Origin of the sequence: Bradyrhizobium sp. 147 (assembly GCF_023073935.1) — a bacterium.
In the GTDB taxonomy this organism is placed as follows: Bacteria; Pseudomonadota; Alphaproteobacteria; order Rhizobiales; family Xanthobacteraceae; genus Bradyrhizobium.
In genome coordinates this window covers 97,815-122,356 of record NZ_JADPKL010000055.1, presented here as the reverse complement: position 1 = coordinate 122,356, position 24,542 = coordinate 97,815, and the positions used below count along the sequence as shown (strand labels likewise).

Here is a 24,542-nt window from a genome sequence, read left to right as displayed (position 1 = left end):
CATAAAATCTACAAACTGGGATGGACGTCACTTGGAAGGGGAGCGACCGATGGCGGCGGCGCTACAGATCAATTTTGCTCTTTGGGGGATGCTCATCTGCGTCAGCATGAAGCTGGTGCCGGTGATTCAGACTCTCTTTTGAAGCTAGCCAGCGCGTGATGGCGAACAACCCCGGTGCGCACATAACGTGCGAGCACAGGGAACCCGCCCTATGGCCTCGGACCAGCCAAGCCAAGGGCCATTGGAGCGGCGGCTGGCAAATTGGTCAGCGGCAGCGCGGGTAGATCGCGGCGAGATCACGCCCCTTGAGCAAGAGCAGCCGCGAAGTGAGGCCGCCACGGCGGCTGATCCAGTCGCGCACCGGGCCGGGATAGGCCGCAAGCACCGCGACCGATGCCTCCGGCTCGGCATAGATGTGCCCGCGCCGGTCGATCGAACGTGCGGCATGGAAGCCGAGCACCGCCCGCTTGGTGACACAGATGCGCTCGCCTGGCACGATGCTCAGCACCAGGGTGCAGGCGGACAGGCAAGGACCATCGATCACCACGCGCTCGCCGCTCTCGCGCACCTGCTCGAACAGGTCGAGGAACGGCCCGACCTGTCCGCCCGGCGATTGGATGATGCGGATCTCCGCGGCCGCGGGCGCAGAGGCGAGCAGAGCTGTCGCGAGCAGCCAGGTTTTGAAGGTGACGCGTCGCATGGCACTCTCCGAACTCTCGACATCAAGGTGGGCAAAGCCACCGGTCGCGCGAATGCGCGCCCGATGACAGGCTCCGCGTGCCAGCATTGGCACCGCTGGTCCGGAACGAGGGTGGGCACGGCGCGTGTGCGCCTTTGCCCACCTTACCCGTGCCTACCCGTTGCGCCGCTGGCCGCGCAGTGTCGGCAGGCCGATACCCGCCGCATCGAAGCCGCCATCAACGGCTAAAATTTGGCCAGTGATGTAGCTCGCATTTGCCGAGCACAGGAAGTAGATCGCGTCCGCGAGCTCCTGTTCCAGGCCGTAACGGTTGAGCGGAATGGCGTCGTGATAGTCGGCGCGGATCTCCTTGGTGTGCACCTGCTTCGCCATCGCGGTGTCGACAGGCCCCGGAGCGACCGCGTTGACGCGGATATTGAGGGAGGCGAGCTCGACCGCGAGCTGCTTGGTGAGGTGCGCCAGCCCCGCCTTGCTGGTGCCGTAGGCCGAGCGCAGCGTCGAGGCGCGCACCGCCGAGATCGAGGTGATGTTGACGATGGCGCCGCCAATGCCGTCGCGCATCAAGGGCACCGCTGCCTTGGTGCAGAGGAACGGGCCGGTGAGGTTGACTTCGAGCACGCGGCGCCAGTCAGCCTCCGACGTCTCCATCAGCGGCGCGAACACCGCGATGCCGGCATTGTTGACGAGCGCATCCAGCCGGCCGAATTGCCGTTCGAGCGCGGTCATTGCAGTGGCAACCGCAGCCTTGTCTGAGACATCGCAGGTGAGCGCCAGCGTCGCCTCGCTCTGGCTGATCTCGGCGACCGCGCGGCCGAGCAGTTCGCTCTCGACGTCGAGCAACGCCACGCGCCAGCCCTCGGCGAGGAACTTCTTCGCGGTCGCAAGCCCGATGCCGCGCGCAGCTCCGGTGACGAGGGCGACTTTTTGTGGGGCTTGCGGCATTGGTGATCTGTCCCTGTCGGAAACGTAAGCCGCGCGGCGGCCAACGCATTTTACTTTGCTTTCGTTCCGACAAGAAGGGCAACCGAAAGTCAATCCCCGTCACATCGCGGTTGCCGGGGGGAGGGGGGATCGCTAGGTGCCGCTGATGCCGCGCCTGGCCTCGGGTTCGCCGGCATCAGGTCTCGTCAAGTTTCCCCGCGTGGCGGATCGAGGCTTCGCAAGGTCGAGTTCATCACGTCGGAAACGGGGGCTCGGCCGCATCGACAGCCGTTTTCGCCGAAGCCGCGGCGACTGGCTTCCAGATCGACCAAATTATCTCCAGGTCGGTGTCGGCTCGAGGAGATTGCATTCGTCTTACTTGGGAGCAGGGGCCGGACCGGCCCCCTTCCATGCATATCACGGAGCACGTCCATGCGTTTCATGGTGATCGTCAAGGCAAACCAGGATACCGAGGCCGGCAAGATGCCGAGCACGGAGATGCTGGCGGCCATGGGCAGGTTCAACGAGGAAATGGCCAAGGCCGGCGTGATCGAGGCCGGCGAGGGCCTGCATCCGACGGTGAAGGGCGCCCGGCTCAGATATTCAGCGCGGTCGGAGGCAAGCGTCACCCGCGGTCCGTTCGATCTCTCCCCCGATCTGATCGCCGGCTTCTGGCTGATCAAGACTGCATCGCTCGACGAGGCCATCGCCTGGATGAAGCGTGCGCCGTTCGACTCCGGCTCCGAGATCGAGATCCGCCAAGTGTTTTCGGCCGACGACTTTGGCGAAGCCTTCACCCCCGAACTGCGCGAGCAGGAAGAGCGCACGCGCGCCCATGCGGCGAAGAAATAGCTCTCCGCCGCCGTCATTCCGGGGCGCGGATAGCGCCAGCCGGATCCATCGGCGGCAGCAATAGCGATGAATGGACTCCGGGGCTCGTGACTTCGTCGCGCCCCGGAAGTGACAGCGAATAACGAGGAACTCCCATGCGATTTATGATGCTCATGATCCCACTCGGTTACGAGAGCGCACCGCCGGACGTGCAGCTCGATCCAGAACGCGTTGCCGCGATGATGCGCTACAACGAGGCGCTGAAGGATGCCGGCGTGCTGATCACGCTCGACGGCCTGCATCCGCCCTCGATGGGCGCACGGGTCTCGTTTGCGACCGGCGTGCCTGTCGTGACCGACGGGCCTTTCACTGAGGCCAAGGAGGTCCTGGGTGGTTACTGGATGATCGAGGTCGCCTCGCGCGAGGACGCGATCGCATGGGCCAAGAAGTGTCCGGCCTCGCCGAACGAAATCATTGAGATCCGGCAGGTGCAGGAGATGAGCGACTTTCCGCCCGACGTGCAGCACGCCGCCGCCGGATTCGACGAGCTGAAGAAGTAGCCACAGCGGTCGCGATGAATCGCGGCTAGCGTCAATCGATCAACAAGGAGAGAACCGATGAGCACCGAACAGAAATTTCTCGCCGTCTATCTCGGCAGCATGACGGGTGCGAAAATGGCGGCCTGGCGCGCGCTGCCCGAGGCCGAACGGAAAGCAAGGGAGCAGGAGGGCATGGCCGCCTGGCACGGCTGGGTCGAGAAGCACCAAGCCGTCATCGTCGAGATGGGCGGCCCGCTCGGGAAGACCCGCAGGATCGACGCAAGCGGCATCACCGAGGTCAGCAATGCCCTGACCGGCTTCACGGTCGTGCGGGCTGCCTCGCAAGAGGAAGCAGCCAGGCTGTTCGAGAACCATCCGCATTTTGCGATCTTCCCGGGCGAGGCGATCGAAGTCATGCCCGTGCTGCCCATTCCGCAGATGTAGCTTCGGTCGAACTCCTTTCCGGGCCGATACTGACGCATCGGCCCGGCCTGACGTGAAAATACGGGTTAATGACGCCTCATCGCCGCTAGTGACCTTCACGTCCGCCTCATGTAAAAGTCGTTCACATGAGCTGGCGCAAGGAGCAACGCCGCGCCGAGCGCGGCTATCACCACGGCAATCTGAAGGAGGCCCTGTTGCAGGCCGCTCTCGGGCTGATTGCCGAGAAGGGCGCGGCCGGCTTCACCTTTGCCGATGCTGCGCGCATGGCCGGGGTCAGCGCGGCGGCGCCTTATCGGCATTTTCGTGACCGCGACGAGCTGTTGTCCTCGATTGCCCAGCGCGGCTTCGAGCAGTTCGAGGCGCGCCTGACTTCGGCCTGGGACGATGGGCGTCCCGACACGGTCACCGCGTTCGAGCGCGTCGGCAAGGCCTATCTCGCCTTCGCCCGCGAGGAGCCCGCTTTCTATAACGCGATGTTCGAATCCGGCCTGCCGGTCGATGCCAATCCGGCGCTTCAGGCCGCCAGCGAGCGCGCCTTCAACATCATTCGCGCCGCCGCGGAGCGGCTCGCCGCATTGGCGCCTCCCGGCACGCCGCGGCCGCCGGCGATGATGATGGCGCTGCACATCTGGTCCATGGCGCATGGCGTGGCCTCCTTGTTTTCCCGCGGCGATGCCGCGCGACGAAAACTGCCGATGTCGCCGGATGAACTGCTCGAAGCCGAGGTGCTGATCTATTTGCGTGGTCTCGGCTTCCCGACGGATCGCCGCCCGCAGAAGAGCGCCGAGCCGCCGCCAGTGCCACCGGAGGCGTCCTCCGGTTCAGGCGTGCCGCCCGGCGGCCCCTGGGGCAAGCCGAAATAAAATTGCGCAAATAATTCGGCGACCCTGTCTGGCGGCTGGCTTGACAAAATCGCGGGATGGTCTAGCTATGTAAATGTTATTTACATTCACAACGGCGCTGATGCCGTCATGGAGATGGAAATGGCCTACACCGCTGATGTCAATCGATGGCGCGGCCCCTCGGACCAATACCAACAGTACCAGCGTCCTCACATGCTGGAGACGCCCTGGCATCCCGGCTGGATCGCCGTGACCATTCTCGGCTTCATCATCTGGTGGCCGATCGGACTTGCCCTTCTCTTTTTCACACTCGGGAGCAGAAGAATGTCGTGCTGGAGCCACCAGGATCGCTGGCAGAACAAGATGGAGAAGATGCAGTACAGGATGGACCGCATGCGCGATCGCATGGAGCGCCGTGGCTTCGGCTTTGGCTTCGGCCCGCCGTCATCCGGCAACCGCGCCTTCGATGAATATCGCGCCGAGACGCTGCAGCGGCTCGAGGAAGAGCAGCGCGAGTTCAAGGATTTCCTGACCCGGCTGCGTCACGCCAAGGACAAGGAGGAGTTCGACCAGTTCATGGCGCAGCACAAGACCCGTCCGACCCCGCCGCCGACCGACCAGCAGCAGGGTTGACACCTCTCAAAGCCTTCAGGCGCATGCCCCCAAAGTCCTGATGGCCCCGAGCCGCCCGCCTGCGCAACCCGCAGGCGGGCGGTTTGGTTTTCGGGGAAGGCGGCGGTCAGCCGCGACGTTCAGGTCGTGATCGCGAGCTGCGCGCGGACCGACGCCAGGAAGTGTTCGTAGGCGTGGTCCACGATTTCGTTGAGCGATCGTGTTCGCGCGAACATCGCCTTGGCCTCGGCGAGAAACTCGTCCCGGCTCGGGATCTTCGGCAGATGCAGATGCGTCAGCGCATCGACGCCTTCGTGCGCGCGGTTGAGGATGTCGTGCAGCGTCGGCAGTTGCAGCTGGGCGAGGTCTGCCCGGCGCCGCGCCGACGAAATCGCATGGGCCAAGGTCTGCGCATCGAACCGTCCGGCAAGTTCGCGGGCCGCCCGATTGATGACCCGCGCGCCGAGCGGCTGCTCGTTGCGCAGCACCTGTTCGGGCGGCGCCTTCATGTTCCAGACGACGCCGATCCACGACAAGACCTTCAGGATGTAATAGGTCACGTCGATCTCCCACCAGCGAAAGCCCTGTCGCACGCTGCTCTGGTAGGCGTGGTGATTGTTGTGCCAGCCCTCACCCAGGGTGAACAACGCCAGCAGCCAGTTGTTGCGGGAATCATCACCCGTCACGTACCGCTTGCGTCCATGCACATGGGCGAGGGAATTGATGCAGAAGGTCGCGTGATAGACCAGCACCGTGCTCCAGAGGAAGCCGACGACCAGACCTGACCAGCCCGCCACCAGGAAGCAGAGCGCTGCAAGCACAAAGGCCGGCAACAGCTCGAGCCGATGCAGCCACATCAGCTCCGGATAAGCGGCGAAATCGGCGATCTTCACGAGGTCGGTCGAGTCGTGCTGCCGCGAAAAAATCCAGCCGAGATGGCTGTAGAGGAAGCCGCGGTGACGCGGCGAATGCACGTCGGTTTCGGTATCGGAATGCAGGTGATGGTGCCGATGCTTGGCCGCCCACCACAACACGCTCTTCTGCGCGCTGCTCTGCGCGAGGCAGGCCAGGATGAACTGAAACACTCGGCCGGTCGCAAATGCCCGATGTGAGAAGTAGCGGTGGTAGCCGGCTCCGATCGCAAACATCCGCACGCAATAGAGTGAGACGCAGATCACGACGGCCTGCCAATCGATGCCTGACCAGATCGCTGCAACGCAGCCGAGATGGACCAGCAGAAACGGCAGGGCGGAGGGATACATGATGTCGTCATGCTGGTCGTCGGCGGCGGTGTTGGGCGACATGTTTTCAGAGTGACCTTGAACGAAGAGGATGCGTTTCGCTCCGGCGCGGCCAAAGTCGGCCGCCCGTGAAAAACCCCGCTGATGGCGTGCCACCGCGGGGTCGCGAACGAGATGCTTTGCCGGTACATTCGGCCAAACCGGTCGGCCGAAGCTCGACGAACCATATGGTCCTGAATGCCTGCTATGCAAGCACGTAGTCTCACGGAAACGGCACCGAGCGCACGCCAGGTCGAGCGCAGCGGCCGATCACCGAGGATTTCGACCATGCCACCGGCATGATTATCGGCGCCGAGGTGGTGATCGGCGGAGGTCACAAGCCTTTCAGAACATCAGCATCGGCACGGCGTCAGGCGGCCCGCCGGTGGTTCTCGCCGCCACGATCCGGCGTGACCGGCTCCGAACTGGTCTGGCCTGGCGCGTCCAGCACCGCGACGTGATGCCGATACACCATCTCCCAGCCCTTCCATCCCGTGAACAGGAGGATGCCGACGACGATGAGCGACAGCACCACGCCCCACGGCTTGACCGCAGCTTCAGTGCCTTGCGCGTAGCGGAGATAGAAGTTCACCAGCGCCAGCACGACCGCTGCGAGATTGCCGACCATATGGTACCAGGCATCATTCAGGCGGCGGATCCGGGGCTCGCTGAAGAAGTCCGTAAAGCCGGCCGCAGCAGCAACGAGCGCCATGACAATGCCGGCGCCGATCAGCCAGATCGCGGCGCGCGCCCAGAAAGCATCGCCGGTTCCGATGAACGCCAGATCGGCGACGGGCGCGCCGACCAGGAACGCGACGGGGAATGGAATCAGCATCGGGTGCAGAGGGTGGTCGCCGACCGCGGCGGTCGTTTTGGGGTTGATGCTCATGGAATACCTCGCCAAAAATGAATTTCCAGGACAACTTTTCCGGGCGAGGGCTGGTTCCTGCAGGCGCTGGACGGCGCTCTGCATGCTGTCTGCAGGTATGAAGCGGAACTCCCGTGCCCGACGCAGCGGACCCGCCTGCCTCCCATCCCCCTGCGCTGCCTGCCTTTCCCGGAGCCAAATTCGCTGCCGGTAACCCGCCATTAACCAACGCCGGGCTCTGGTAATTGCGGACAGTCGCGCCCGAAGCCGTGTCGAGGCCCATAGTTTTGACATCTTGGCGGGGAATGCAGGCGACCGGCTTTGGATGAGCCTTTGGACGAGCCCTGCACCCCAAAAAGACAAGGCTTTTGAGCGGGCTTGCCAGCCGCGCCGGTTCTAGCGCGGCTGTTGGGGAACACCGGCAGCCATTTGCTGGCCGAAGGATGTTGGGTAACGACCGCCTTGAGAGGATACTGCTTATGAATCCGGCCGACGTGGCTCAGTCAGCCCTTCCGGTTGCTGCCTCCGCCGACGTGTCGCTGATTGCGCTGTTCTGGCAGGCTCACTGGATCGTGAAAGCGGTGATGCTGGGACTTCTGTCCTGTTCGGTCTGGGTCTGGGCAATCGCCATCGACAAGATCTTTCTTTACGCGCGCACGCGGCGCTCGATGGACCGATTTGAGCAGGCCTTCTGGTCCGGCGAATCGATCGAGGAACTCTATCGCACGCTCTCGGCCAAGCCGACCCATTCCATGGCGGCCTGTTTCGTCGCGGCGATGCGCGAATGGAAGCGTTCCTTCGAGAGCCATGCCCGCTCGGTCGCGGGCCTCCAGATGCGCATCGACAAGGTGATGAACGTGTCGATCGCGCGCGAGGTGGAGCGGCTGGAACGCCGACTCCTGGTGCTCGCGACCGTCGGCTCCGCCGGCCCCTTCGTCGGCCTGTTCGGCACCGTCTGGGGCATCATGTCGAGCTTCCAGTCGATCGCGGCGTCGAAAAATACCTCTCTGGCGGTGGTGGCCCCCGGTATCGCGGAGGCGCTGTTTGCGACCGCCGTCGGCCTTATCGCCGCCATTCCTGCCACTATTTTCTACAATAAGTTCACCTCCGAGGTGAACCGGCAGGCCCAGCGGCTCGAGGGCTTCGCGGATGAATTTTCCGCCATCCTGTCGCGTCAGATCGACGAGCGGGGCTGACCGACGGCATGTATAGTGTGAAGGGCAAATTGGGCACCAGATCATGGGCATGAACGTCGCGAGTTCGTCCGGAGGCGGCGGGCGCCGCAGCCGGCGCAAGCCGGTCATGGCCGAGATCAACGTCACTCCCATGGTCGACGTCATGCTGGTGCTGCTCATCATCTTCATGGTGTCGGCACCACTGCTCACCGTCGGCGTGCCGCTCGATCTGCCGCAGACCCAGGCGAAAAGCCTCGAGCAGAACGACCAGAAGCCGATCCAGATGTCGGTCGACATCAAGGGCAAGGTGTTCATCAACGACGCGGAGATCGCGATCAACGAGCTGGTGCCGAAGCTCAAGGCGATCACGGACGCCCGCGGCGGGCTCGAGGAACGCATCTATCTGCGCGCCGACAAGAAGGCCGATTACGGAACGGTTGCCAGGGTGATGGGCCTGTTGTCCGGCGCGGGCTTCAAGAAGCTGGCGCTCGTCACGGAAGCGGATCAGGGGTAGGCCGTGAAGGTGAAGGTCGACAAGACACTCGTTGCGTCGATTGCTCTCCACGTCCTCGTGCTGGGATGGGGGCTCGTCACCTTTAGCAGCAAGGCCTATGTGGCGCCGGAAGAGTCGCTTCCGATCGACATCATCTCCTCGGATCAGCTCGCGAAGATGATGGCGGGGCAGAAGACCGGCGACAAGGACAAGCCGAAGCCGAAGGTGGAGAAGATCGCAGAGCCCAAGCCCGAGGAAGACGCTGTCGGCAAGATCACCGAGAAGAAAGAGCTGATCAAGACCAACTCGACGCCCGAGCCGCCGCCAAAACCCGTCGAGAAGCCGGTCGAAAAGAAGCCCGAGCCGCCGAAGCCGGTCGCCGAGGCGAAGCCGAAGGAAGAGCCGAAGCCGCAGGAAAAGAAGCCTGATCCGGCCAAGGAAGATCCGATCGCCGAGCTCCAGAAGAAGTTGGAGACCAAGAAGCCGCCGCCAAAGCCGGTTGAGCAAAAGGTCGCGGCGGTGCAGCCGCAGCAGCAGCCCAAGCCCAAGGAGCGCACCTTCGATCCCGCGCAGATCCAGCGCGACCTCGACAAGCGCGCGGCGACCCGGCACGAACTCGCCGGCGCGGCGCTGAACGCATCGGCCTCGCTGGGATCGGCGACCGGGACCGCCGCCAACAACGTCGCGACCTGGCGTGGTGCATTCCAGGGCGCGGTCAAGCGCTGCTTCACGCCCACCTATAACGGGCAGGACGCCGATCAGTATGAAGCCGACATCGACATTCCCATGAAGATCGACGGATCGCTGGCATCAGAGCCCATCGTCGTCGCGGTGAGGGGACCGTCGCGGTCGATCGCCCAGGCGGTGGCGGAGAGCGCCAAGCGCGCCATCGTGCAGTGTCAGGTCTACTCCTTCATGCCGAAGCAGCAGTACGAGAGCTGGAAGCTCATTCCCATGACTTTCGGCCTGAAAGATATGTTGTGACATCCAAACAAAAGATTTTTGCAATGAATGACGTCCGATCGATCAACCGCCGCCGCTTCATGACCCTGACGGGATCGACGCTCGCGATGCTCGGGGGCGGCCCGGCCTTCGCGCAGGGCCAGGAGCCCCGCCTTCGCATCGATCCCACGGCATTCCAGCCGATCCCGATCGCGATCACCAACTTCGTGCCGGGCTCGCCCGCCGACGGCGACGGCGGCAACGGCGTCACGCAGGTGATCACCAACAATTTGAAGCGCTCGGGCCTGTTCGCGCCGATCGATCAGGCCGCCTTCATCGAGCGCATCAGCAACATCGACGTCGCGCCGCAATTCCAGAACTGGAAAACCATCAACGCGCAGGCCCTCGTCACCGGCCGCATGACGCGGCAGCCGGACGGCCGCCTCAAGGCCGAATTCCGCCTGTGGGACGTGATCTCCGGCCAGCAGCTCGCCGGCCAGCAATATTTCACCTCGCCGGAGTATTGGCGCCGCATCGCCCACATCATCTCCGATCAGATCTACGAGCGGATGACCGGCGAGAAGGGCTATTTCGACAGCCGCGTGGTGTTCGTGGACGAAACCGGGCCGAAGGAGCGCCGCGTCAAGCGACTTGCGATGATGGATCAGGACGGCGCCAATGTTCGCTACCTGACGCGCGGCTCCGACCTCGTGCTGACGCCGCGCTTCTCGCCCAACTCGCAAGAGATCACCTATATGGAGTTCGGCCAGGGCGATCCGAAGGTGTATCTCTTCAACATCGAGACCGGCCAGCGCGAGATCGTCGGCAATTTCCCCGGCATGACCTTTGCGCCGCGCTTCTCGCCAGACGGCCAGCGCGTCATCATGAGCCTGCAGCAGGGCGGCAATTCCAACCTGTTCGTGATGGATCTGCGCTCGCGCTCGACCACGCGCCTCACCGACACGCCGGCGATCGACACTTCTCCTTCTTATTCTCCAGATGGCACCCGCATCTGCTTCGAGTCCGATCGCGGCGGCAGGTCGCAGATCTATGTGATGGCGGCGGGCGGGGGGCAGGCGCAGCGTATCTCCTTCTCCAAGGACGACACCAACGCCAGCTATTCGACACCCGTGTGGTCGCCGAAGGGCGATTACATCGCCTTCACGAGGCAAGGCGGCGGGCAGTTCGCGATTGGCGTCATGAAGCCGGACGGCTCCGGCGAGCGGCTGCTCACCTCCGGCTTCCACAACGAAGGCCCGACCTTCTCGCCGAACGGCCGCGTGCTGATGTTCTTTCGCGACCCGGGCGGCAACAGCGGACCGTCGCTGTACAGCGTCGACATTTCGGGGCGCAACGAGCTGAAGGTGCCGACGCCAGGCTTCGCCTCAGACCCGGCGTGGTCGCCGCTATTGTCTTCGACGGCGGGCCAATAAAGAATTACGCGGTTAGACGCGCAACGTTGTCGAAAAGGCGCGCAGATTTTTTCGGCTTCGCTGAGGAAAGCAAGCTTTCCTTCACCTTGCGCTCGGCAAGGCTTGCCTAGTCGCTTGAAATATCAGTAGAAATAGGTTCGCCATTGCCGCAAAACAAGTCGACTTTAACGATGTTCCCTCAGAAAGGCTTCATCTGGGTTGAGTAAAACTACGCGCCAAACAGGACGCGCGTACAAACACCAATGCAGTTCGCAAGCCAGAGCGGAGAACCTGAGGAGCAGGCCTCGCCGACGATTTCGGCGGCACTGACCGATTCGCTGTTCGAGGCTCCTGGCACGGTGCTTACCGGCATCATCTTCTCGGCGTTCGCGGCATCCTTGACAGCGCTGAAGACGGGACAGACGCTGATTTGGGGGTTTGTTCCTCTTCTCGTTCTCGCAGGAGCTATACGGGCCTTCGATTTGAGCCGGTACCAGGCTCGAAAATCGGTCCTGAGCGCGGAACAAGCAGCCAGTCTGCAAATGCGCTACCAAGTCGGCGCGCTCATCCAGGCCGTCGTGATTGGTCTATGGTGCTCCACGACGCTGCTGAGCAATGACGACGCCATCGCTCACATGATTGCCCTCTCGGTCACCACCGGAATCGTGGCGGGAGGAGCGGGGAGAGCTTACGGACGGCAGTCGATATTTCGTCTGCAAGCCACGTTGATATTCGGCCCGGCTGTGGTCGCGCTGGCGCTGCGCGGCACGCCCTATTACGTGGCAATGTCCGTCGTGTGCGCCGCGTTCCTCCTCTCGGTCATGCGGCTCTCCGGCAATCTGCACAAGATATTCCTGCGCGCGGTTATCGCACGCGAGCGCGAGGCTGCGCTCGCCGGCCAGTTCGACACGGCCCTCAACAACATGCCGCACGGGCTCTGCATGTTTCGCATCGACGGCCAACTCGCGGTGATGAACCACCGCTTTGGCGCGATGATGGACCTGCCCGACAATCTCGCCCAGAACGGCACGAGCGTGCGCGGCGTCATCGCAGCATGCGTCGAAGCGGGATCGATATCGGCCGCGAGCGGCGACCTGATCATTGCCGACATCGAAACCGCGCAGGCGAAGGAAATCATCACCACCGACCCCGATCCGCGAAGGAACCGTTCGCTGTCATGGACCGTCCAACCGATGGCTGATGGCGGCGCGGTGGTACTGCTCGAGGACATCACCGAGCGGCGCAACGCCGAGGCCAGGATCAGCCATCTGGCCCGCTACGATGATCTCACGGCGCTGCCGAACCGTGTCAATTTTCGCGACGAGATCGAGCGGTTGCTCGCCGTCGCGCGGGATTCAGCGCGTCTATCCGCTCTGCTCTTCGTTGATCTTGACCAGTTCAAGCAAGTCAATGACACGCTGGGCCATCCCTGCGGTGACCAGCTCCTGTGCGCGGTGGCCAACCGTCTGCGCGAGATGCTGCGCCCCGAGGATTTCGTCGCCCGTTTCGGCGGCGACGAGTTCGTCGTGTTTCAGCAGAACCTCTCTTCGCCCGAGGACGCAGCTGCGCTGGCCCGCCGCATCGTCGAGCGGCTGAGCGAGCGCTATCGCATCGACAACCATCTGGTCGAGATCGGCGCCAGCGTCGGCATCGCACTGACCTCGCCGGATGGCACCAGCGCCGATACGCTGCTCAAGAACGCCGACATGGCGCTGTACCGCGCCAAGGCCGACGGCCGCGGCACCTTCTGCTTCTTCCGCGACGAGATGGCGGCGACGGTCGAAGCCCGCCGCATTCTCGAGCTCGACCTGCGCAAGGCGCTCGCTCACGAGGAGTTCGAGCTGTTCTATCAGCCGCTGGTCAATCTGAAATCCGGCAAGATCACCACCTGCGAGGCGCTGCTGCGCTGGAATCATCCGGTGCGCGGCACGGTCTCGCCGGTCGACATCATCCCGGTTGCCGAAGACATGGGCCTGATCGTCGATCTCGGCCGCTGGATCCTGCGCCGCGCCTGCATGGAATGCGCGAAGTGGCCGGAGGGCGTCAGCGTCGCCGTCAACTTCTCGCCGCAGCAATTCCACCAGCGGGACGTGCTGAGCGAAATCCGCTACGCGCTCGAAGTGTCGGGCCTGCCGGCGCATCGGCTGGAGATCGAGATCACCGAGTCCTCGCTGCTGCGCAACACCCAGCTCACGCACGACATCCTGTCGCAACTGCATGCGCTCGGCGTGCGCATCTCGCTCGACGATTTCGGCACCGGCTACTCCAGCCTCAGCTATCTGCACAATTTCCCGATGCAGAAGGTGAAGATCGACCGCTCCTTCCTGGAGGGCATCGACACCGACCGGCCGCTGACGCTTTTGCGCGGCGTGGCGAGACTGTCGGCGGACCTCGGCATGTCCGTCGTGGTCGAGGGAATCGAGACCAACGAGCAGCTCGAGCTGATTAGTGCCGACGGTACGGTGACCGAGGGACAGGGTTATCTGTTCAGCCGGCCGGTACCGGCGGTGCGGGTGCGCCAATTGCTCAATGCCTCGCACGGCATTCGCGGCGGCAAGGATCAGGTGGTCGCCGTATCGCGATCGATCGCCTGATTTCCAGTTCTCAAGATTTCCCTTCGTTTCAGCTCGCTCAGGCATCACCGTAGTCGTACGGGGTTAACCGTATCCGATTCAAGTCTTTGCAATTCCGTTAAGGAACCATTAATCTCTACCTACTCGCAGAGGTTGTCGGAGCGTAGAGATTGCAGATGAAGTCAGGGGCCGAACCGCAGACGGCGCTCCTTCCGCGCGGAGCCGCGCTGTTCGATCGCATCGACTATCGCCTCCTCGAAACGCCGGAGGACAATGAAGCGCTGTATCGGATGCGCTACCGCGCCTATCTGCAAGCAGGACTGATCCCACCGTCCGAGTCCCAGCGGGTAACTGATCGCTTCGATAGCGCGCCCAACGTTTGGAATTTCGGCGTCTACGTCGCAGACGAACTTTGCGCTGCCGTGCGCATCCACGTTCTGACCTCCGACTGGCGGATGTCCTACACCACGGAGGTGTTCGGCGACGTCCTGCATCCTCGCCTGGACCGGGGCGAGGTTTTTGTCGATCCGTGTCGATTTGTTGCCGATCCCGAAATGCAGCAGAGGTTCCCTGAACTGCCCTATCTGACGGTGCGGCTGCCTTTCGTAGCTTGCGAGCATTTCAATGCCGATGTCGGACTTTCGATGGTGCGGACCGATCATCAGGCGTTCTACCGCCGCGTGTTCCTGTCCGAGACTCTCACTGAGCCGCGTTCATTTCCGGGCTGGCCGACGAAGAAAGCCGTCCTGATGGCCTCGAATTATCCCGAGGTCCGGGAAAAGATCCTGACGCGTTTCCCGATCATGCGCTCGAGCGCGTTTGAGCGGCGGATGCTATTTGAACGGGGCACCCACCGGATCGCCGCATCCAGGCCGGTTCTTGTTGCCGGCGCTGTGGCCGCCCAAGCCTGATCCCTCCAGCTCGTTTGTGGTTTCATGTGGTTTCAGCCGCTGGCAGCCGGGTTCTATCCTGGTGCAAGCGCGCGTTCTGGCCATGAGCACCGCTTGCCTTCACCCTTGCGCCACATTTACAACCCATTAACCATAATGGGTGCTTTTCGCTGGTTGGGGGCATTTGATCGGCTGAGGCAAGGTTCCGTCAAGGTTGACGGAACGTTCGCTTAACCAACCCCCTGTAGACCGGACGGCAGTGGACTAACGCGAGCGTGGAGGCTCCGGAATGAAACATCCTATGCGTATCCTCCAGGGATTGAAGCTGGTCGCGGTGCTTGCCGTCGCGCTGTCGATGGGCGCCTGCGCCAACAAGAATGCTGCGACGGATGCGATGGCCAACGCGGCGACGCCGGGCAGTCAGCAGGACTTCGTCGTCAACGTGGGCGACCGCGTGTTCTTCGAAAGCGACCAGACCGATCTGAGCCCGCAGGCGATCGTGACCCTGGAGAAGCAGGCGCAGTGGCTGCAGACCTATCCGCGCTACAGCTTCACCATCGAAGGCCATGCCGACGAGCGCGGCACCCGCGAATACAACATCGCGCTCGGCGCCCGGAGAGCCCAGTCGGTGCGTTCGTTCCTCGCCTCACGCGGCATCGATCCGAACCGCATGCGCACGATCTCCTACGGCAAGGAGCGGCCGGTGGCCGTCTGTAACGACATCTCCTGCTGGTCGCAGAACCGGCGCGCCGTCACCGTCTTGAACGCGAGCTCCTGACGCTTCAGTCAGGTGCCGTTCAGCTTCAGAACTCGATTATGCCGGCGCCCTCTCGGGCGCCGGTTTCGTTTCAGCATTCTGTGACAGAAACCCCTTGGTACCAGTCACATTTTTGGCGTACTCCACTTCAATGTGTGGCGCGTCGAATGTTCCGTTGCAGGCCATTTCGCTTTTGTCGTCAGGGCAAGATGTCATCCAGATTTAAGGTCTTTACCGGCACCGCGGCGATTGCCGCGCTGCTCTCTTTGTGCTCGCCCGCACTTGCGCAGTCGGTCTTCGCGCAATCGGATGATGCCGACCCCGAGATGCGGATCGAGCGGCTGGAGAACCAGCTGCGCCAGCTCACCGGCCAGAACGAGCAGCTGCAATATCGCAACCGCCAGCTCGAGGAGCGGCTGCGGGCGCTGGAAGGCGGCGCGCAAGCCGCGCCCGGACAGGCGCCCAGCGTCGCGGCGATGCCGCCTGCCCAGATCGCACCGAGCCAGGTCGCGCCGGGCTATCGCCAGCAGCAGCCGCAACAACAGGCCGTGCAGCCGAATTACGAGCAGCCGCAGATCGCTGCTCCCGCGCCGATCGTTCAGGAGCAGCCGGCGCCTGGCGCACCGGGCACGCGCCGCCGCGGCGATGCCTTCGATCCGAACCAGAACCCGACCGCGCCCGGTGCGCCACGTGCGCTCGGCGGCGGGCAGCAGCCGATGCCGGCAGGGGCACCCGGCGGACGCGGTGCCGGCGAACCGCTCGATCTTGCCAACACGAGCCCCCGTTATCAGGCCGCTCCCCCGGCCGCCCAGCCCGGCTATCCGCCGGCCCAATCCGGCTATCCCCCGCCATCAGGCGGCGCTGGCCTGACGACGCTGCCGCCCTCGGCAACGCCGCGCGACGAGTTCGACCTCGGCATCGGCTACATGCAGCGCAAGGACTATGCGCTCGCCGAGCAGACCATGAAGAATTTCGCGCAGAAATATCCGAGCGACCCGCTGCTCGGCGATGCGCAATACTGGCTCGGGGAGAGCTACTTCCAGCGCCAGCAATATCGCGATTCCGCGGAAGCCTTCCTCGCCGTCACCACCAAATACGAAAAATCGGCCAAAGCGCCGGATGCCCTGCTGCGGCTCGGCCAGTCCCTCGCCGCGCTGAAGGAGAAGGAGGCCGCCTGCGCCGCCTTCGGCGAGGTCGGCCGCAAATATCCGCGCGCCTCGGCCGGTGTCAAAGCCGCGGTCGATCGCGAGCAGAAGCGGGTGAAGTGCTGACATCTGGCGTTTGAGTCCTGACAATGCGGATGGTGCTGCGCTAAACATCGCAATCATCCGCTGACGATTGCTGGGCCGCGTCATGTCAGACGACGACAATTCTCCGATCTCGGCACGCGAGGCGAGGCGGCTGTTCGCCGGCCTCAAAACTGCGCCGGCGCTGGTGCTCGCGGTCTCGGGCGGGCCCGACTCGGTCGCGCTGATGTGGCTCGCGGCCCGCTGGCGGCGCAGTCTTGCGCGCGGCCCGCAACTCACCGTCGTCACCGTCGATCACGGCCTGCGCCCGGAAGCGGCCCGCGAGGCGCGCGAGGTCAGGCGTCTCGCCGCCGACCTGGGATTGCCGCACCGGACTTTGCGCTGGCGCGGTGCAAAGCCGAAGACGGGACTGCCTGCCGCGGCGCGCGAGGCCCGCTACCGTCTGCTCGCACAGGCCGCACGCGCCGTCGGCGCAAGTCATGTGCTGACCGCCCACACCCGCGACGATCAGGCCGAGACCCTGTTGATGCGAATGCTCCGCGGCAGCGGACTTGCCGGGCTCTCGGCGATGGCTGGCGTCAGCGAGCGCGATGGCATCGTGCTGGCGCGTCCGCTGCTCGACGTCCCGAAGGCGCAGCTGATCGCGACCTTGAAGCGGGCGAAAGTCGGCTTTGCCGATGACCCCTCCAACCGCGACACCGCCTTCACCCGGCCGCGGCTGCGCGCGCTGCTGCCACAGCTCGCGGCCGAGGGCGGCGATGCCCGCACGCTGGTGCGGCTCGCGTCAAGGCTGGCGCGCGCCAATGCGGCGGTCGAGGTGCTCGCCGACGGCGCCGAGCGCTTCCTCCGCTTGCGGGATCGCGACGTTGCGCCGCAGGCGGGTGTTCGGAGCTTCGAGGCCTTGGCATTTGCCGCCCTTCCGGACGAGGTCCGGCTGCGGCTTCTGCTGCGGGCCATCGACGCGCTCGGGCACGAGGGGCCGGCGGAACTCGGCAAGGTCGAAAGCCTGCTGGCCGTGCTCGATCGGGCCATCGCCGCAGCTCCCCGTGCCGCCGCAAATGGCCGGCCGGTTCTGAAGCAAACGCTCGCGGGAGCCTTGATCAGCCTCGCCGGCGGGCGTATCCGCATCGCGCCGGCGCCGCCGCGGCGGCGCAAGGGCGCCTGATAGTGTGTATGAAGGCTGCATGAGGTCGGGATCATGACACCGGCCGGTTCGGCTCTGCGCCCTCAGGCGACCTTAACCAGGCGGGAAAAACCCCGGCTCGGGCGCCATTATTTCAGCCGGAATCGCACTAAGATGGGATAAATAGTCCCATCTCGTTCCCTTGGCAGCGACCGGGGCGGCACCTAAATTGTATGCGTCTAACCGAGAGGATTCCTTGGGATTTCCTCGCATTGACCAAAGTAACTGCCCAAGGATCACGGCCGCGATCCGCGCGACCACGAAGGAAGATCGATGAACGCCAATCTGCGCAATTTCGCCCTCTGGGTCATCATTGTCTTGCTGCTGTTGGCGTTGTTTACGCTCTTCCAGAATCCGGGTCAGCGCGCTTCCTCGCAGGACATCGCCTTCTCCCAGCTGCTGAGCGAGGTTGACCGCGGCAATGTGCGCGACGTCGTGATCCAGGGTCCCGACATCCACGGCACCTTCACCAACGGCTCCAGCTTCCAGACCTATGCGCCGAACGACCCGACGCTGGTGAAGCGCCTCTATGATAGCAAGGTGCAGATCACGGCGAAGCCGCCCGGCGACAACGTGCCGTGGTTCGTCTCGCTGCTGGTCTCCTGGCTGCCGTTCATCGCGCTGATCGGCGTCTGGATCTTCCTGTCGCGGCAGATGCAGGGCGGCGCCGGCAAGGCGATGGGTTTTGGCAAGTCGCGTGCGAAGATGCTGACCGAAGCGCATGGCCGCGTCACCTTCGAGGACGTCGCCGGCGTCGACGAGGCCAAGCAGGACCTCCAGGAGATCGTCGAGTTCCTGCGCGACCCCGGCAAATTCCAGCGCCTCGGCGGCCGTATCCCGCGCGGCGTGCTGCTGGTCGGCCCGCCCGGCACCGGCAAGACCCTGATCGCGCGTGCGGTCGCAGGTGAAGCCAACGTGCCGTTCTTCACCATTTCCGGTTCCGACTTCGTCGAGATGTTCGTCGGCGTCGGTGCTTCCCGCGTACGCGACATGTTCGAGCAGGCCAAGAAGAACGCGCCCTGCATCATCTTCATCGACGAAATCGACGCCGTCGGTCGTCACCGTGGCGCCGGTCTCGGCGGCGGCAATGACGAGCGCGAGCAGACGCTGAACCAGTTGCTGGTCGAGATGGACGGGTTCGAGGCCAACGAGGGCGTGATCCTCATTGCCGCGACCAACCGTCCCGACGTGCTCGATCCCGCGCTGCTGCGTCCCGGCCGCTTCGACCGCCAGGTCGTGGTGCCCAATCCTGACGTCGTCGGCCGCGAGCAGATCCTCAAGGTGCATGTTCGTAAAGTTCCGCTGGCGCCGGACATCAACCTCAAGACCATCGCGCGCGGCACCCCCGGCTTCTCCGGCGCCGACCTCATGAACCTCGTCAACGAAGCCGCCTTGACCGCCGCCCGCCGCAACAAGCGGATGGTGACGCAGGCCGAGTTCGAGGAGGCGAAGGACAAGGTGATGATGGGCGCTGAGCGCAAGTCGCTCGTCATGACCGAGGAAGAGAAGCTGCTCACGGCCTATCACGAGGGCGGCCACGCCATCGTCGGCCTCAACGTGCCTGCGACCGATCCGATCCACAAGGCGACCATCATCCCGCGTGGCCGTGCGCTCGGCATGGTCATGCAGCTGCCGGAGCGCGACAAGCTGTCGATGTCGCTGGAGCAGATGACCTCGCGCCTCGCCATCATGATGGGTGGCCGCGTCGCCGAAGAGCTGATCTTCGGCCGCGAGAAGGTGACCTCCGGTGCGGCCTCCGATATCGAGCAGGCGACGCGCCTTGCCCGCATGATGGTGACGCGCTGGGGCCTGTCGGAAGAGCTCGGCACCGTCTCCTACGGCGAAAACCAGGACGAGGTGTTCCTCGGCATGTCGGTGTCGCGCACGCAGAACGCCTCCGAGGCGACGGTCCAGAAGATCGATTCCGAGATCAAGCGCCTGGTCGAGGAAGGCTACAAGGAAGCAACCCGCATCCTCACCGAGAAGCGCGCCGACCTCGAGACACTTGCCAAGGGCCTGCTCGAGTTCGAGACGCTGACCGGCGATGAAATCGTCGACCTGCTCAAGGGCAAGAAGCCGAACCGCGAATCCGTGCTCGAGCCGACCACGCCGCGCGCCTCCGCGGTGCCTCCGGCCGGCAAGCCGCGCCCGCGCCCCGATCCGGATCCCGGCTTGGAGCCGCAGCCGCAGGCGTAAGCTGCGAACGACAGATCAACTCGAAAAACGCGGCGGCAACGCCGCGTTTTTTGTTAGTCGAGCGCGCGTTCGCGAGCGGACATTCTTGCCCGTCATTGCGAGTTGGGGCGGGCATAGAGGACGCGTCCGGGCTCAAACGCGGCGCGCGCTCCGCCTGAGCGTCATCGCCACGCCGGAAATCGCGAGCAGCCCGCCGACGATCAATTTTGGCGTCATGCGCTCGCCAAGGATCAACACGCTCGACATCAAGGCGAACACCGGAAGCAGCAGGCCGAAGGGGGCGACGCGACCCATGGAGCAACGTCCGATCAGCCAGAACCAAAGGCCGAACCCGACGATTCCTCCGATGAAGATCGTGTAGGCGAGGGCCAGCCAACCACGTCCATCCGCCGTGGCGAGGCTCGCCATTTGTCCATATTCGAGCAGCAGCGACATCAACATCACTTGCGGCACGGTGAACAGCGATGACCATCCCATCAGCATCAGGGGATCAAAAGGGCCGTAGCGTTTCGTCAGGACGTTAGACACGGCGAATGCGAAGGCTGCCCCGACCACGAGCAGCAGAGAAAGCCAATTGGTGGACAGGCCGGGCTCCGCCGCCAGCACGACCACGCCGACGAAGGCCAGCAGAACTCCGGCGGAGGTGGTGAGAGACGGCCGCTCGCTGAGCAGCGGCCACGCCAACAGCACCGTGAAAGGCGTGGCGAGCTGATAGGCAACGGCCGACATACTTCCCGAGCCGAGCCCAAGGCCGACATAGAAGAGGCCGAAGTTCAAAGCGCCAAGGAAAATCGAAATGCCCGCGATAGGACGGAGCTGCTCGCGCGTGGGTTTTTTGACGAACGGAACGAGCACCAGCGTGATCGCCAGAAAGCGCAGCGCGAGGAAGAAGAGCGGCGGAAACTCCGCGACGCCGACCTTGATCGCCACGAACTGATAGCCCCAGAGCAGGGGGACCGCTACCGCGCAGACGATCTGGATGGCAGACATGGCGTGCTTTCTTTCAAGACCGATTGGTCCAAATATAGGCGCATCAATTGCGGTGCGTGCCTGAAGGGTCGTCTATCTGATGAAACGGTCGAGAAGAGCGTCAGCGATGGCTTGCGACGTGGTCCGTGCCGGCGCGGTCTTACCAACGACGCGCAGCCCCTCGACGAAACAGACGAGAATCTTGGCGGCACTCGAGGGATCGACATCTTCCGCCAGCTGGCCTGCTGTCTTTGCGCGGGATAGTGCGCTCGTCACCCTGGCCTCCATCGCCCTAAAGAAGCCCGCGACGCGGCGGTTTACTTCGGAATCCTGCCCGGCTAACTCCATGGCCGTGGCCACCAGCAGGCACCCGCGCCGGCCATTGGCACCGCTGGTGCGCTCGACGTAGCCGGCCAGAAGGGTTCGCAGGCCGTCGATCGGCCCCTTGCGAGGGCTGAGCTCGACATCCATCCGTGCCACGGCATCGGCAATGTAGCGATCGAGCGCGCGAAGGAACAGCGAGTGCTTGTCGCCAAACGCGGCGTAAAGGCTACCACGCGACAATTTCGTGGCACGAAGCAGGTCCGGCAGCGCGGTGGCGTGATAGCCGCGCGACCAGAACGCGTTCATCGCGCGTTCGACGACGGCGTCCACGTCGAAGCTTCGCGGGCGGCCGCGAGGCAATTGCGTTAGGGGCTGGCGGCTCATGGGTGATATATAGACCGATCAGTCCTCAAATTACAAGTGGCGGCTGGCAGGCTCCAGCTCAGGAATCCGAGGCGTCGCCTCGCCTTTTGGGAACACGGCCGGACAACTTACGTTGGAGATCATAGCTTATCGCGGGATAATCGGAGTGCGTCCCGACATGGCGACCTTTTTGGGCGTTGAGGCCTGCGACTTGGCCGCCGCGCTTCCGGCTGCCGACGTGATCTTGTTTGGCGCTTCAGATGCCACGCCTCATCTTGCAGGTCAGACGAGCCATGCCGCTAAGGCGCCGGATGTCATTCGTCGTGCCCTGCGCCACTATGAGAGCGATCTCACGCGTTGGGATTTTGATCAAGACGCCGAGTTGCTCGAATCAGCAAGCATGAAGGTCCTCGACGGTGGGAACCTGCTGACGGACCCAACAACACCCGAGAGCAATCGAGACGCGATCAGAGCAGCCACACAAGCAATACTTTCCGTCGGAGCTGTCCCGATCCTGCTGGGCGGTGATGATTCGGTTCCGATACCCTTCTTCGAGGCATTCCATAAGGCCAAAGACCTGACGATTCTGCAAATTGACGCCCATCTCGATTGGCGCGATCAGCGAGACGGATCAGGCTATACGTTCTCCAGCACAATGCGGCGAGCCAGCGAATTATCTTGGGTGAAGCGCATCGTCCAAGTCGGTTTGAGGGGCATTGGCGGCTCTGGTCGCGCTGAATTTGACGATGCGAAGGCATGGGGCGCGAAGATTTTCACTGCCAGAGAGCTCCGACGTCACGGAATCGCTAGCGTTCTCGAAGAAATAGAAGACGACGCTAAGTGCCTCATCACCATCGATTGTGACGGTCTTGATCCGTCAGTCGTCCCGGCTGTGCTCATCCCTCAGCCGGGCGGTCTGCACTATTTCGACGTTATTGAACTGCTGCAAGGTATTGCGTCAAAGTCTACAATCGTCGGATTAGACCTGGTCGAGTTCGTTCCGCATCGCGATTTGCAAAATATTGGAGCAACTACTGTCGCGCGAATTCTTTGCAATGCGATAGGTTGCATGCGGAAACGGGCGGTGTAGCTGCTAGCCAGCCACCTGCGCCGGACGCCATCGGCTTACGTCTTCACTTCGTCAGCACCGCCGCCGAACCTTCGGCATTCTCCCGCACATGGATCACCGCGATATCATCGGTGTAGATCCGCTTCCAGCCCTTGAGCTGGTCGAGAATCTGCGGGCCCGGCGCATCGGCGACCAATAGCGTTGCGTCGATCTTGTGCTCGTCGAGCAGACGCGGCAGCAGCTCCGGCTTCTTGCCCTCCGTCGCCTTGAAGAAGTCCATGACGAATTTCTCGCCATAGAGCTCGGCGCGGCCGTCGACGAAGACGGGGATGTCGCGCGAGATCAGATAGCCGCCGAACTGATAGGCGTTGAAGATGCGCTGCACCTTGCGCTGTTCGAGCAGGTCGACCGCTGCAACCGGCGTCTGCGTCATCGTGAAGCTGAAGCGGTGATGCCCCATGTAGATCGAGGTTGAGCTCCAGCTTGCGGCCACGATCATCAGCGCGCCTGTTACGGTGATGTAGCGGGCCGGCCAGCGGTCGCCATCAGTGGCGTCGATCTGCGGGCGCGAAAACATCTCGCCGAGCGGCTTTGCCAGCACCAGCGGCACCAGAAAGGCAAAGGCATCGATGCTGCGGACATGGGTCAGCGCGCTCCAGGTCAGGAACAGGATCAAGAAGATCCTTGGCGCCGAGAGCACGAGGCCGCGATAGTAACCGAGCGCGATCAGGCCGAGCAGCGCGCCTTCGAACGAGGTGAACGTGGCGAAATTCGCCGGCATCCATTCGAAGATCAGTGACAGCAGTTCGCCGAGGCTGAGGATGTTGGTAGCACCCATCAAGGTCTGCCAGCCGTAAGGGGTGCAGCAGCTCGCGATCAGGGCGCCGATGCCGAACAGCACCCAGCGCAGGAACAGTTGGAGTCGTCGTCCCTTCTCGGCATGCTCGACCGCCTCGAGTGAGATCGGGCCGATCAGCGCCAGGCCCAGCACGAAGCCGCCGTGCAAATTCGCCCAGAGCGCCATCAGCGGCAACCAGGCCCAGGACGGCGCGCTTCTGCGGTCGGCAGCGGCCATCAAGAGGCCGACCCACGCCACCATGACGGGCAACGCCAGGACGTGCGGACGCGCCAGCACGTGATGCAGCGACAACAGCAGCGCCAGCATCGCGAACAGCACCGCGCGCGGTGCCTCGATCCGGGCGTCGAGCAGATAGACGAAGATCGCGGCCGAGAGCGCGACCCCGACCGCGGTGAGGATCACGGGCCCGGCCCAGCCCCACTGCGCATAGGAGAACGCGAACATCACCTGCGACAGCCACGACGTCGAAATCCAGGGCGCGCCCGTCCGCGTGAAGGAATAGAAGTCGGTGGTGGGCATGGCGCCGTGATCGAGGATCCATTGCCCGATCTTGATCTGCCAGAACGAGTCGGAGTCCTGAAGCAGCGTGTCGCCGACGAAGAGGAAGAAGAGATAGGCGCCGGCACCGACGCAGAGCGGCGTCAGGACTCGTGCGCGGCCCTGCACCGCGATGCCGTTGGCAAAGGAAAGGGACATGCCGCCTCGTCGTCCTGTTGTTTCTTGTCGGTCCGAGCATGATCCGCAAAAGTGTGTAGCAGTTTTCCGGGAAGATCATGCTCGAACAATAACTTGAAGCGCGCTGAACGATTCATCTCGTCGCGCTTCAGTCCGAGCGGGCGGCATTGGACCACGGCGGTGATAACTTCGGGTAAACCGGCGCCGGTCAGTCTCATCTCCCGACGATTTAACCGATTGTTTTCAATTTCGGTTTACCATCGGCCAATACACGCAAACCGCTCCGTGTTTGCGCAGTCGAATTAACTGCGGCGAAATTCTTTGCCCCTAAGTTGGGTTTCATGGTCGGGCGGCGCTGGGAAGCCGAAAAGACCAGAT

At 63.6% G+C, this 24,542-nt stretch carries 23 protein-coding genes; 16 read left to right on the top strand and 7 right to left on the bottom strand.

Annotated features, from left to right (window positions below; genetic code table 11):
* Nucleotides 1–265: 265 nt before the first annotated feature.
* Together IVA87_RS12950 and IVA87_RS12945 are read right to left on the bottom strand one after the other, a co-directional pair.
* Entirely contained in the window at nucleotides 266–700 is a 435-nt protein-coding gene (locus IVA87_RS12950; RefSeq protein ID WP_247301525.1) for a hypothetical protein, read from the bottom strand.
* 153 nt (nucleotides 701–853) lie between these two features.
* Nucleotides 854–1,642: an SDR family oxidoreductase gene (locus tag IVA87_RS12945; RefSeq protein WP_247333759.1), complete on the bottom strand. Its 789-nt coding sequence runs from the start codon at nucleotides 1,640–1,642 to the stop codon at nucleotides 854–856.
* A 411-nt stretch (nucleotides 1,643–2,053) separates the two neighbouring features.
* On the opposite strand from IVA87_RS12945, the gene IVA87_RS12940 reads away from it, so the two are divergent.
* The 5 genes from IVA87_RS12940 (at nucleotide 2,054) to IVA87_RS12920 (ending at nucleotide 4,910) form a co-directional block, all read left to right on the top strand.
* Nucleotides 2,054–2,473, top strand: a complete 420-nt coding sequence (locus IVA87_RS12940; RefSeq protein WP_247301527.1) for a YciI family protein — start codon at nucleotides 2,054–2,056, stop codon at nucleotides 2,471–2,473.
* A 134-nt stretch (nucleotides 2,474–2,607) separates the two neighbouring features.
* Entirely contained in the window at nucleotides 2,608–3,012 is a 405-nt protein-coding gene (locus IVA87_RS12935; protein ID WP_247301528.1) for a YciI family protein, read from the top strand.
* 57 nt (nucleotides 3,013–3,069) lie between these two features.
* Entirely contained in the window at nucleotides 3,070–3,435 is a 366-nt protein-coding gene (locus IVA87_RS12930) for a hypothetical protein (RefSeq protein WP_247301532.1), read from the top strand.
* A 125-nt stretch (nucleotides 3,436–3,560) separates the two neighbouring features.
* Nucleotides 3,561–4,298, top strand: a complete 738-nt coding sequence (locus IVA87_RS12925) for a TetR/AcrR family transcriptional regulator (RefSeq protein ID WP_247301534.1) — start codon at nucleotides 3,561–3,563, stop codon at nucleotides 4,296–4,298.
* 120 nt (nucleotides 4,299–4,418) lie between these two features.
* Nucleotides 4,419–4,910, top strand: a complete 492-nt coding sequence (locus IVA87_RS12920) for a DUF2852 domain-containing protein (protein ID WP_247280203.1) — start codon at nucleotides 4,419–4,421, stop codon at nucleotides 4,908–4,910.
* Nucleotides 4,911–5,029: 119 nt separating this feature from the next.
* Here IVA87_RS12920 and IVA87_RS12915 read toward each other — a convergent pair whose 3' ends face one another.
* Together IVA87_RS12915 and IVA87_RS12910 are read right to left on the bottom strand one after the other, a co-directional pair.
* Nucleotides 5,030–6,193 (bottom strand): fatty acid desaturase, encoded by a 1,164-nt coding sequence (locus tag IVA87_RS12915; protein ID WP_247301536.1) that lies wholly within the window; start codon nucleotides 6,191–6,193, stop codon nucleotides 5,030–5,032.
* A gap of 346 nt (nucleotides 6,194–6,539) precedes the next feature.
* Nucleotides 6,540–7,058: a DUF2231 domain-containing protein gene (locus IVA87_RS12910; protein ID WP_247301537.1), complete on the bottom strand. Its 519-nt coding sequence runs from the start codon at nucleotides 7,056–7,058 to the stop codon at nucleotides 6,540–6,542.
* Nucleotides 7,059–7,516: 458 nt separating this feature from the next.
* Here IVA87_RS12910 and tolQ point away from each other — a divergent pair, with 458 nt between their 5' ends.
* From tolQ to ftsH, 10 genes are all read left to right on the top strand, one after another.
* Complete coding sequence (gene tolQ / locus IVA87_RS12905; RefSeq protein ID WP_028180156.1) at nucleotides 7,517–8,233, top strand: protein TolQ; 717 nt, start codon at nucleotides 7,517–7,519, stop codon at nucleotides 8,231–8,233.
* Nucleotides 8,234–8,276: 43 nt separating this feature from the next.
* Nucleotides 8,277–8,726: a protein TolR gene (gene tolR, locus IVA87_RS12900; protein WP_028173005.1), complete on the top strand. Its 450-nt coding sequence runs from the start codon at nucleotides 8,277–8,279 to the stop codon at nucleotides 8,724–8,726.
* 3 nt (nucleotides 8,727–8,729) lie between these two features.
* Nucleotides 8,730–9,689, top strand: coding sequence for a protein TolA (locus IVA87_RS12895; protein WP_247301538.1), 960 nt, complete (start codon nucleotides 8,730–8,732; stop codon nucleotides 9,687–9,689).
* 23 nt (nucleotides 9,690–9,712) lie between these two features.
* A complete protein-coding gene (gene tolB, locus IVA87_RS12890; RefSeq protein ID WP_247333758.1) occupies nucleotides 9,713–11,080 on the top strand; it encodes a Tol-Pal system beta propeller repeat protein TolB in 1,368 nt (455 codons plus the stop codon).
* A gap of 242 nt (nucleotides 11,081–11,322) precedes the next feature.
* Nucleotides 11,323–13,653 carry an EAL domain-containing protein gene (locus IVA87_RS12885; protein WP_247333757.1) on the top strand — a complete coding sequence of 777 codons (2,331 nt, stop codon included), beginning with the start codon at nucleotides 11,323–11,325 and terminating at the stop codon, nucleotides 13,651–13,653.
* A 155-nt stretch (nucleotides 13,654–13,808) separates the two neighbouring features.
* Nucleotides 13,809–14,543, top strand: a complete 735-nt coding sequence (locus IVA87_RS12880) for a hypothetical protein (protein WP_247301624.1) — start codon at nucleotides 13,809–13,811, stop codon at nucleotides 14,541–14,543.
* A 268-nt stretch (nucleotides 14,544–14,811) separates the two neighbouring features.
* Entirely contained in the window at nucleotides 14,812–15,300 is a 489-nt protein-coding gene (gene pal / locus IVA87_RS12875; RefSeq protein WP_247333756.1) for a peptidoglycan-associated lipoprotein Pal, read from the top strand.
* A 188-nt stretch (nucleotides 15,301–15,488) separates the two neighbouring features.
* The gene (ybgF, locus tag IVA87_RS12870) at nucleotides 15,489–16,550 is read left to right on the top strand and encodes a tol-pal system protein YbgF (protein ID WP_247301543.1); all 1,062 of its coding nucleotides are present in this window, start codon (nucleotides 15,489–15,491) and stop codon (nucleotides 16,548–16,550) included.
* 82 nt (nucleotides 16,551–16,632) lie between these two features.
* Nucleotides 16,633–17,691, top strand: coding sequence for a tRNA lysidine(34) synthetase TilS (gene tilS / locus IVA87_RS12865; protein WP_247301544.1), 1,059 nt, complete (start codon nucleotides 16,633–16,635; stop codon nucleotides 17,689–17,691).
* Nucleotides 17,692–17,982: 291 nt separating this feature from the next.
* A complete protein-coding gene (ftsH, locus tag IVA87_RS12860; protein WP_035998585.1) occupies nucleotides 17,983–19,905 on the top strand; it encodes an ATP-dependent zinc metalloprotease FtsH in 1,923 nt (640 codons plus the stop codon).
* Nucleotides 19,906–20,037: 132 nt separating this feature from the next.
* Here ftsH and IVA87_RS12855 read toward each other — a convergent pair whose 3' ends face one another.
* The gene (locus tag IVA87_RS12855) at nucleotides 20,038–20,895 is read right to left on the bottom strand and encodes an EamA family transporter (protein WP_247333755.1); all 858 of its coding nucleotides are present in this window, start codon (nucleotides 20,893–20,895) and stop codon (nucleotides 20,038–20,040) included.
* Between the two features lie 72 nt (nucleotides 20,896–20,967).
* A complete protein-coding gene (locus tag IVA87_RS12850) occupies nucleotides 20,968–21,504 on the bottom strand; it encodes a TetR/AcrR family transcriptional regulator (protein WP_247301627.1) in 537 nt (178 codons plus the stop codon).
* 235 nt (nucleotides 21,505–21,739) lie between these two features.
* On the opposite strand from IVA87_RS12850, the gene IVA87_RS12845 reads away from it, so the two are divergent.
* Nucleotides 21,740–22,651, top strand: coding sequence for an arginase family protein (locus tag IVA87_RS12845; protein WP_247301546.1), 912 nt, complete (start codon nucleotides 21,740–21,742; stop codon nucleotides 22,649–22,651).
* Between the two features lie 43 nt (nucleotides 22,652–22,694).
* On the opposite strand, the gene IVA87_RS12840 is transcribed toward IVA87_RS12845, so the two are convergent.
* On the bottom strand, nucleotides 22,695–24,185 hold the full coding sequence (locus IVA87_RS12840; RefSeq protein WP_247301547.1) for a hypothetical protein: 1,491 nt from the start codon (nucleotides 24,183–24,185) through the stop codon (nucleotides 22,695–22,697).
* Nucleotides 24,186–24,542: the final 357 nt, after the last annotated feature.